The following is a 9594-nucleotide window of genomic DNA, read 5'->3' as shown; positions in this document are numbered from 1 at the left end:
AGGTGCTCGGGCGGCGGCATCGGCCAGGCCGGCTCGCCGGACGCCTCGGCGACCTCGTACAGGGAGGTACGGAACGCGCCGTCGTTGGCCATGATCCCGAACGTGCGGGAGCCGAGCGCGACCATCATCGCGCCGGTCAGGGTCGCGACGTCCACGATCGCGTCCGGCTTGTCCTCGGAGGCCTTGGCGATCGCGTCGGCCAGGACCAGGCGGCCCTCGGCGTCGGTGTTCAGGACCTCGACGGTCTTGCCGGAGTACATGCGCAGCACGTCACCGGGGCGGGTGGCGGAGCCGGACGGCATGTTCTCGGCGAGCGCCAGCCAGCCGGTGACGTTCACCTCGAGGCCGAGCCGGGCGGCCGCGACGACGGCGGCGAGCACGGCGGCAGCGCCGGACATGTCGCACTTCATCGTCTCGTTGTGACCCGCCGGCTTCAGCGAGATGCCGCCCGAGTCGTACGTGATGCCCTTGCCCACGAAGGCCAGGTGCTTCTTGGCCTTGGCGTGCGTGTAGGAGAGCTTCACCAGGCGCGGCGGGGAGTCCGAGCCCGCGCCGACGCCGAGGATGCCGCCGTAGCCGCCCTTGGTGAGCGCCTTCTCGTCGAGCACCTGCACCTTGATGCCGTGCTCCTTGCCGGCGGCCGTGGCCACGGCGGCGAAGGCCTCCGGGTCGAGGTCGTTCGGCGGGGTGTTGATCAGGTCGCGGGCGCGGTTGAGTTCCTCGGCCACGGCGGTGGCGCGGTCGACCGCGGCCTTGGCGGCCTTGTCGCGCGGCTTGGTCCCGAGGATCACGGCCTCGGCCAGCGGGCCCTTGCCGTTCTTCTTGGCGGAGGACTTCGGGGCGGAGCCGTTCTCCTTGTACGCGTCGAAGGAGTACGCGCCGAGCAGCACGCCCTCGCCGATCGCCCCGACCTCGTCGGCACTCTCGGCGGGCAGCGCGAACGCGGCCTTCTTCGTGCCGGACAGCGCGCGGGCGGCCACGCCGGCCGCGAAGCGCAGCGTCTCGGTGTCGAAGGACTCGCCCTTCTCGGGCACCGCGCCGAGCCCGACGGCCAGGACGAGCGGGGCCTTCACGCCGTCCGGCGCGGGAAGCTTGGTGACCTCGCCCTCGCCGCCCGAGGCGCCGAGGGTCTCGAGGACGGTGGCGAGCTTGCCGCCGAAGGCCTTCTCGACGGCGTCGGCGCCGGGAGCGACGACGGGGCCCTTGTCGCCCTTGGCGACTCCGACGACGAGCGCGTCGGCCTTGAGGCCGGCCGCGGCGGCGGTGCTGAGAGTCAGAGCAGTCACTGTGGTGAGTTCTCGCTTCCGTCTTCCGTTATGCGTCTATGGGGTGTTGTCCCGTGCCGAGCCTACGCTTGCGCGCTGGTGGAGCGCCTGCCGCGGGGCTTTTCCACTACGGAGAGGGGGTCGCCCTCCGATCCGGAGGGCCTCAGCCCAGCGTGAACGCGACCAGTGCCGCGGTCACCGCCGTCTCCGCCACCGCCCCGAACACATCCCCCGTGATCCCCCCGAACCGCCGCACACACCTGCGCAGCAGCAGCTCGCCCACCAGCAGCGCGCCCACCACCGCCAGCACCCCGTGCGGCACGCCCGCGGTGCCGTAACCCGCCCCACCGGCAAGGCAGATGACCAGCACGGCGACCAGGGCCGCCGACCGCGTCGGCACCGTTCCGGCCACCGCCGCCCCGAGCCCCTCCGGGCGCGCGGCGGGTACGGCGGGGCGCGAGGCCAGCGTCAGGGCCGTGCGGCCCGAGACATGGGCCACGGCCGCGGCGACCGCGCCGTGGGCCCAGCCGCCCTCCTCGTACAGCTGGAAGAGGGCCGCGACTTGGGCGAGCAGGGCGAAGAGCAGCGTGACGACGCCGAACGGGCCGATGTCCGAACGCTTCATGATCGTCAGCGCTTCATCGGCCGGCTTGCCGCTGCCGAGGCCGTCCGCCGTGTCCGCGAGCCCGTCGAGATGCAGGGCCCGGGTGAGCAGCGCGGGGACCGCCGTGGTCGCGACGGCGGCGAGCAGGGCGCCCGCGCCGAGGAGCAGAAGGAGCCCGCCGAGCGCGGCCGAGAACAGGCCGACGACCAGGCCGGCGAGCGGCGCGCACAGCATGCCGACGCGCGCGGCCGCCCGGTCCCAGCGCTCCACCCGTACCGGCAGCACGGTGAGCGTGCCGAAGGCGAAGCGCACACCATCAAGGAGACGAGCGGGGTCCTGTTGAGTCACCGCGGCAGGCTAACCGCCGCCCTCGCGCGTAAATTTGCGCATACGTCAGGAAACGGGCGTATATCGGGACAGGCAGGGAGGGCGTGGCGTGGATCACTGGTGGTACCGGAACATCCTCGAACCGGGGAAGCTGCCACTGCTGCTCGCGCTGGTCTCCTTCGTCCTGTCGTTCCTGGTGACGCGGATCATCACGCGGATGATCCGGGCGGGCAAAGGCCCGTTCGGGAACGTGAAGGCCGGCGATCTGCACATCCATCACGTCGTGCCCGGCATCATCCTGACGATCATCGGCGGCTTCGGTGCCGTCGCGGCGGGCCGGCACAGCTTCGGTTCGCTGGCCTCGGCCGTGATCTTCGGCCTGGGCGCGGGCCTGGTCCTGGACGAGTTCGCGCTGATCCTGCACCTCGACGACGTGTACTGGAGCGAGGCGGGGCGCAAGAGCGTGGAGATCGTCGTACTCACCGCGTCCCTGGTGGCCCTGGTGCTCGGGGGCTTTCTGCCGTTCGGCGTCAACGAGCTCACCGACGCGGAGCGGCAGAGCCGGGTCTTCGTGGTGATGAACACCGCGACGAACTTCTTCTTCGCCCTCATCGCACTCGCCAAGGGCAAACCGCGGATGGCGCTGTTCGGGATCGTGGTGCCGTTCGTGGCAATGTTCGGCGGGATCCGGCTCGCCCGTCCCGGCTCGCCCTGGTGGAAGCTCTTCTACAGGAACCGCCCGCGGGCCCGCTCGAAGGGCGGTCTGCGCGCCTACCACCACGACCGCCGCTGGTCGAAGCCGCGCCGGAAGGTTCAGGAGCGCCCGGGCGGCCGGTTCGCCCCGGCGCCCCGGGGCGGCGGCTCGGTGGTCGACCCGGATCCCGCGCCCGGCCCCGACCACATGCCCGAACGGCGGCGCTGACGCAGCGCGGAGACACCGCAGAGCAGCAGCACCGCGACGATCGCCGCCAGATGTTCCCGGCCCGCGAGGTTGTCGTCGATCACCGTCTCGCCGACCATCGCGACGATCACCAGGGCCATCGTGAACCAGGCCCGGTAGCGCCAGCACACATAGACCGCGAGGCCCACCACCGCGGCCGACGGTCCCGTGTCGACCACCTGCGCGTTGGAGGCGGGCAGCCCGAGCGCATGGTCCTCACCGAGCCAGATCCCGAACCGCGCGTACAACGTGCCGGCCAGCGTCGCCACGTATCCGATGACGAGCATCCGCCACCAGCCGAGCGTGATCTCCGCGATCCCGAAGACCAGGAGGATCTGGCCGAGCGCGCCCCAGACCGGCAGATCGAGGGCCGGTACGAACAGGGAGAGGGGGGTGCGCAGGAGCGCGAGCCACAGGGGTTCCTCGGCGCGTACGGAGCCGAGGTTCTGGACGAACTGGTAGCCCCACTCCTGGTTCTGCATGTACTGCATCAGCGCGGTCAGGCACACCGCGGCGAGCGTCACAGGGATCGCGCGCCACTTCTTCGCCGCGATCCCGTCGCGTACGGCCCGGTAGAGCGGACCCCATTCCGCCCGGACGAGACCTGCGGGGCTCACCGGTGCGACTCCAGGTGGCGTCGGTGCAGCCACTTGGGCAGACCGGGTGCTTCCAGGAACCCTTCGGCGCGGGCGGCCGCGACCCCGATACGCAGCAGATCCCCGCTCTTCTCGAAGAGCAGGAACCGCGGCTCCCAGATCGGCCGGTACTTGGCGTTGGCCCGGTACAGGGACTCGATCTGCCACCAGCGCGAGCAGAAGCTGAGCAGCGAACGCCACATGCGGAGCACGGGGCCCGCGCCGATCCGCGAGCCGCGTTCGAAGACCGAGCGGAACATCGCGAAGTTCAGCGAGACCTGGGTGATGCCGATCTCGCCGGAGCGCCTGAGCAGTTCGATGACCATGAACTCCATCAGACCGTTGTCCGCGTCCCGGTCACGCCGCATCAGATCGAGGGACAGCCCTTTCGGCCCCCAGGGCACGAAGGACTGCAGCGCCCTCAACTCGCCCTCGCCATCGGTGCATTCGACCATCACGCACAGTCCGTCCTGAGGATCGCCGAGCCGCCCGAGTGCCATCGAGAACCCGCGCTCGGTGGCGCCGTCACGCCAGTCGTCGGCCCTGTGCAGCAGATACGTGAGCTCCTCGGCCGGAATGTCCTCGTGCCGCCGGATGCGGACCCGGTAGCCGGCGCGCTGCACCCGGTTGTGGGCCTGGCGGACGGTGCGCATCGCCCGCCCCTCCAGTGTGAAGTGTCCATCAGCGGCTCCGCCGCGGGCCGCCGTCTCGACGAGTGCTTCATCGCCCAGCTCCAGTGCATCGAGCCCGTGCCGCGCATAGATCGTGCCGCCCTCCTCGCTCGCCCCGATCACCGCAGGCGCCCAGCCGTGCTCCCGTGCCTGGGCGAGCCACGGTTCGATCGCGCCCGGCCAGGCCTCGGGGTCGCCGAGCGGATCACCGGACGCGAGCGACACCCCGCCGACCACGCGGTACGTGACGGCCGCCTTGCCGCTGGGGGACCACACGACGCTCTTGTCGCGGCGCAGCGCGAAGTAGCCGAGCGAGTCCCGTTCGCCCTGGCGGTCCAGGAGTTCGCGCAGCCGCTTCTCGTCGTCCTCGGTCAGCGGATCCACCGCGCGCCTCGAACGGAACGCGGCGTACAGGACGGCGAGCAGCAGCCCCGTACTCAGCACGTTGATGGAGACGTCGACCCAGCCGGGCGTGGTGATCGTCGGGTGCGCCTCGTCGGCCGCGAGAGAGACCAGGCGTACGGTCCCGTACCGCCAGCGCTCGACGAATCCGGCGGTGTGGCCCTGGTCGGTGACCGTGACCAGGAGCGCGGCGAGCAGCGAGGTGACGAGCAGTCCGCCGGCGCCGACGGCCGCGGCCAGCTTGGGGTTGGAGCGGTCGCCCTTCGCGTAGAACTCCTTGCGGCCGATCACGAGCGCGCCGACGAAGGCGGCGGTCAGACCGAGCGAGATCCAGTTCTGCGGGTGCCGGCGGATCTCGGGGAAGAGCAGCGCGAAGGCGAAGAGCGCCAGGAACGAGCCGCTGAGCACGGAGTTGAGGATCCACGCGGCGCGCTTGCGGCGCCGCATCGTCACGGCCAGGAAGAGCGTGAACAGACCCGAGGCGAAGCCCGCCGTCAGCAGATACGGGGTGAAGAAGTCATCGGTGTTGTGGCGCCGCAGATCCTGCGCGAAGGAGACCCAGAACGCGCTCAGGAAGTTCAGGAACGCGACGCCCCGCAGATACCAGACGGCGAAGCCCGCCGCCCGTCTGCGGTGCGCCGCCGCCCGCAGCTCGGCGGCGGCTACTGGCTCACGTCCGGCCTCTCCCATGAAACCCGATCCTATGGGGCGAATCGGGCAATACGGGGTCAGGGAGCGCCATACGGCTCAGGCGTGACGGAACCTCAGACGTGACGGAACCTCAGGCGGAGGGCTCGGGGTCGGTGTTGGTGCCGGCGCCCTCGGTGTCGGCGACCTGGCTGCCGTCGTCCTGGGCGTCGGCGTCCTGGGTGTCGTCGTCCTCGGCCTTTTCGTCCGGGAGCTCACGCACCGGGAGTTCCGCCGCCAGTGCCGCCGCCGCGCGGACCATCGGCAGCGCGAGCAGGGCGCCCGTGCCCTCGCCCGCCGTCACCCCGTGCGCGAGGAGCGGTTCGAGGGCGAGCCGGTCGAAGGCCTTGGCCTGGCCCGGCTCCCCGCTGGTCTGCCCGGCCAGCCACCAGTCCGGCGCGCGGAACGCGATGCGCTGGGCGACCAGGGCGCAGGACGCCGAGACCACACCGTCGAGCATCACCGGGGTGTGCCGGATCGCGCTCTGCAGCAGGAAGCCGGTGATCGCGGCGAGGTCGGCGCCGCCGACCGTCCGCAGGAGCGCCAGCTGGTCGCCGAGTACAGGCCGCGCGCGGCGCAGCGCGTCGCGGATCGCGGCGCACTTGCGCATCCAGGCCAGGTCGTCGATGGGCTGTCCGCCGCGTCCGGTGACCACCGACGCGTCGGTGCCGCAGAGTGCGGCGACGAGGACCGCGGCCGGGGTGGTGCCGCCCACGCTGAGGTCGCCGAGCACCACCAGATCCGTGCCCGCGTCGGCCTCTTCATCGGCGATCGCCATACCGGCGCGGAAGGCCTGCTCGGCCTCCTCGGCGGTGAGGGCGTCCTCGATGTCGATACGGCCCGACCCGCGCCGCACCCGGTGGCCGCCCACCTCTGCGGGCAGAGTCCCGGGGTCGCAGTCGAGCGCCACGTCCACCACGCGCACCGGCACCTCGGCGTGGCGGGCGAGCACGGCGAGCGGGCCCCCCCCGCCGCCCCCCGCGCCCACCGGGCGGCGCCCCCCGCCGGCCGCCCGTGCGGAGACGCCGAGTCCGGCCACGCCGTGGTCGCCCGCGAACAGCAGCACCTTCGGCTGCCGCACGGGCTTGACCGGCACGGAGCCCTGGGCCGCGGCGAGCCACTCGCCGAGCTCGTCGAGCCGGCCGAGCGCGCCGGGCGGCACGGCGAGGCGGCCGCGGCGGTCCTCGGCGTCCCGGCGTACGCCGCCGTCGGGGCGCTCGATCAGATCGGCGAAGTCATCGAGATTCAGCGCGCTCATGTGGCTGAACGTTACCGGGGGTGGTGGCGGGGGCCAGGGGTGGCCCGGGAGTCGAGGGAGCGGGCGGGCCGACACGTCCACCGCGCCCGCCTGACGATCCGTCAGCCCCAATGGCTGCACAGTTACGCCATGTGAAGCACTGACTCCGGAGCGTCATTGCGCGGAGGGAGGTGATCCCTTACGTTCCGGTTTGAGTCGGATTGTCGTACAGCAGCGCCCCGTACAAGACCCCGTACCAGAGGAGCCCGCTTCCGTGACGCAGACCGTCATCGGCGTCAGCCCGTTCGGTGAACCGAACCCGCGTCTCGCCGCCGCCGTCTCCCGAGCCGGCGGACTCGGTGTCCTGGACCTCGGCAGCGGCGGGCGCACAGCCCGCGAGGCCCTCACGCTCGCCCGCCAGTGGGCGCCCGGCGCCTTCGGCGTCCGCATCGGCGCCCACTGCGCCCTCGACCCCGACGAGCTGCGCGACGCCGCGGGACCCCACACCGTCCTGCTCGCCCCCGACGCCCCGTACACCGTCGGGCAGATCCCCGCGGCCACGGTGCTCGTCGAGGTGCGCAGCGCCGCCGAGGCCGAGCGCGCTGTCGCCGACGGCGCCTCGGGAATCGTCGTACGAGGCAGTGAATGCGGCGGCCCCTGCGGGGAGTTGTCGACCTTCGTACTGCTGCAGCGGGTGCTCGCGGCCCTCGATGACACGGTGCCCGTATGGGCCTGCGGCGGCATCGGCCCGCACACCGCGGCCGCCGCCGTGCTCGCGGGCGCCACGGGTGTGGTGCTCGACGTCCAGCTCGCCCTGCTCGACGAGAGCGAGGGCGAGGTGCCGCCCGCGGTCGGCGCGTTCCTGCGCACCGCGGACGGCTCCGAGACCGTGATCGTCGCGGGCCACCGTGTGCTCGACCGGCGCCGCCCCGGACTGCCCGAGGCGCTGCGCGCCGAGCTGATGCCGCTCGGCCAGGACGCCTTCCTCGCGGCCCGGTTCGCCCAGAAGTACGGCACGGTCCAAGCCGCGCTCACCGCTCTGACCCAAGGCATCGACACGGCGCTCGCCGCCGACGGTGACGCCCTGCGCGGCGGCTCCGCGATGTGCCGCGCGCTCGGCACGCCGCTGCCCGTCGCCCAGGGTCCGATGACCCGGGTCAGCGACCAGGCCCGGTTCGCCGCGGCCGTCGCGGACGGCGGCGGACTCCCGTTCATCGCGCTCGCCCTCGCCGGCCGCGAACAGACCCGCTCCATGCTGGAGCAGACCCGTGCCGCGCTCGGCGACCGCTCCTGGGGCGTGGGCATCCTCGGCTTCGCGCCCGAGGAAGTACGGACCGCCCAGCTCAGGAAGTGCGGACCGCCCAGCCGGAAGCCGTCCGGGAACTCCGCCCCAGCCATGTCGCCACCGCGGGCGCCCGCCCCCCGCAGGCCGCCCCGCTCGAAGCCGACGGCATCGTCACCTTCCTGCACGTCCCCTCGCCCGGACTGCTCGGACAGTTCCTCTCGGCGGGCGCGCGGCGCTTCGTCTTCGAGGGCGCCGAGTGCGGCGGTCACATCGGGCCGCGCAACAGCTTCCCGCTGTGGGAGGCCCAACTCGCCGTACTGGAGGACTTCCTGGCCGCCGGCGACCTGGACCCGGCCGAGGTGCAGGTCCTCTTCGCGGGCGGCATCCACGACGAGCGCTCCGCCGCCATGGTGGCCGCGCTCGCCGCGCCGCTCACCGCCAAGGGCGTGGCCACCGGTGTCCTGATGGGCACCGCCTACCTCTTCACCGAGGAGGCCGTGGCCTGCGGGGCGATCAGGCCGCTCTTCCAGCAGGCCGTCCTCGACGCCGAGTCCACCGAACTCCTGCACACCGCACCCGGCCACGCCACGCGCTGCGTGCCCAGCGCGTTCACCGGCGCCTACCAGTCGTACAAGGACGAGCTGCGCGAGCAGGGCGTGCCCGACCGGCAGGCCTGGGAGGAGCTGGAGCGGCTCAACGTCGGACGGCTCAGGATCGCCAGCAAGGGCATCGAGCGGATCGGCGACGAACTCGTCGACGTGGACGAGGAACGCCAGCTGGCCGACGGCATGTTCATGGCCGGCGAGGTCGCCGTCCTGCGCGGTGCGACCACCACCGTCGCCGAGCTCCACCACGGGGTCGCGGACCGGGCGGCGGACTACTACGCACGGCGTGTGGCCGCTCTGCGTACGGAGCGGACGCCCACGGCGGTGACCGCACCCGACGCCCTCGACATCGCCGTCGTCGGCATGTCCGCGATGTTCCCCGGCGCACCGGACCTCGACGCCTTCTGGGCGCAGATCCTCGCGGGCGCCGACGCCGTCACCGAGGTCCCGGCCGACCGCTGGGATGCCGCCCTGCACTACGGCGAGGACGCCGAGGCCCACGACATCTCCGCCTCCAAGTGGGGCGGCTTCCTGCCGCGGATCCCCTTCGACGCGCTGGCGTACGGAATCCCGCCGGCCTCGCTCGCCAGCATCGAACCGGTCCAGCTGCTCGCGCTCGAAGCCGCCCGCAGGGCGCTCGAGGACGCCGGGCTCGACCGCAAGGACTTCCCGCGCGAACGCACCTGCGTGGTCTTCGGCGCCGAGGCCGGCAGCGACACCTCCAACGCCAGCACGCTGCGGACCGTCCTGCCGTCGTATCTCGGGCGCCTCCCCGAGGGCATCGAGCAGCAGCTGCCGAAGCTGACCGAGGACTCCTTCCCGGGGCTCCTGTCCAACGTCATCTCCGGCCGGATCGCCAACCGCCTCGACCTCGGCGGCGCCAACTTCACCGTCGACGCGGCCTGCGCCTCCGCGCTCACCGCCGTCGACGTGGCC

6 protein-coding genes and 1 pseudogene are annotated in these 9594 nt (G+C 72.6%); 2 read left to right on the top strand and 5 right to left on the bottom strand.

The annotated features are described in order from the left end of the window. A partial coding sequence (locus tag JAO81_RS39320) for a leucyl aminopeptidase (protein WP_199552803.1) occupies positions 1-1286 on the bottom strand: 1286 nt, incomplete at its 3' end. 142 nt (positions 1287-1428) lie between these two features. Continuing rightward, the gene (gene cobS / locus JAO81_RS39315) at positions 1429-2217 is read right to left on the bottom strand and encodes an adenosylcobinamide-GDP ribazoletransferase (protein ID WP_199552802.1); all 789 of its coding nucleotides are present in this window, start codon (positions 2215-2217) and stop codon (positions 1429-1431) included. Between the two features lie 88 nt (positions 2218-2305). Between cobS and JAO81_RS39310 the strand changes: the two genes are divergently transcribed. Next, positions 2306-3118 carry a hypothetical protein gene (locus JAO81_RS39310; protein ID WP_307814161.1) on the top strand — a complete coding sequence of 271 codons (813 nt, stop codon included), beginning with the start codon at positions 2306-2308 and terminating at the stop codon, positions 3116-3118. On the opposite strand, the gene JAO81_RS39305 is transcribed toward JAO81_RS39310, so the two are convergent. The 3 genes from JAO81_RS39305 to JAO81_RS39295 form a co-directional block, all read right to left on the bottom strand. Next, positions 3010-3753 (bottom strand): hypothetical protein, encoded by a 744-nt coding sequence (locus JAO81_RS39305; RefSeq protein ID WP_199552801.1) that lies wholly within the window; start codon positions 3751-3753, stop codon positions 3010-3012. The genes JAO81_RS39310 and JAO81_RS39305 overlap by 109 nt on opposite strands. Continuing rightward, a complete protein-coding gene (locus JAO81_RS39300) occupies positions 3750-5534 on the bottom strand; it encodes a phosphatidylglycerol lysyltransferase domain-containing protein (protein WP_199552800.1) in 1785 nt (594 codons plus the stop codon). The genes JAO81_RS39305 and JAO81_RS39300 overlap by 4 nt, the downstream gene beginning before the upstream one ends. A gap of 91 nt (positions 5535-5625) precedes the next feature. Next, on the bottom strand, positions 5626-6789 hold the full coding sequence (locus JAO81_RS39295) for a nicotinate-nucleotide--dimethylbenzimidazole phosphoribosyltransferase (protein WP_199552799.1): 1164 nt from the start codon (positions 6787-6789) through the stop codon (positions 5626-5628). Between the two features lie 253 nt (positions 6790-7042). On the opposite strand from JAO81_RS39295, the pseudogene JAO81_RS43195 reads away from it, so the two are divergent. Next, a pseudogene (locus tag JAO81_RS43195) lies at positions 7043-9594 on the top strand (beta-ketoacyl synthase N-terminal-like domain-containing protein); the annotation flags it as partial.

It is taken from the genome of Streptomyces sp. N35, from assembly GCF_016464295.1.
In the GTDB taxonomy this organism is placed as follows: Bacteria; Actinomycetota; Actinomycetes; order Streptomycetales; family Streptomycetaceae; genus Streptomyces.
The sequence above is the reverse complement of the archived record's forward strand: the minus strand, read 5'-3'. Positions and strand labels throughout refer to the sequence as shown.

Bases quoted from the DNA above. Each gene is read 5' to 3' on its own strand.
- JAO81_RS39300 (WP_199552800.1), bottom strand. From the start codon at position 5,534: ATGGGAGAGGCCGGACGTGAGCCAGTAGCCGCCGCCGAGCTGCGGGCG.
- JAO81_RS39295 (WP_199552799.1), bottom strand. From the start codon at position 6,789: ATGAGCGCGCTGAATCTCGATGACTTCGCCGATCTGATCGAGCGCCCC.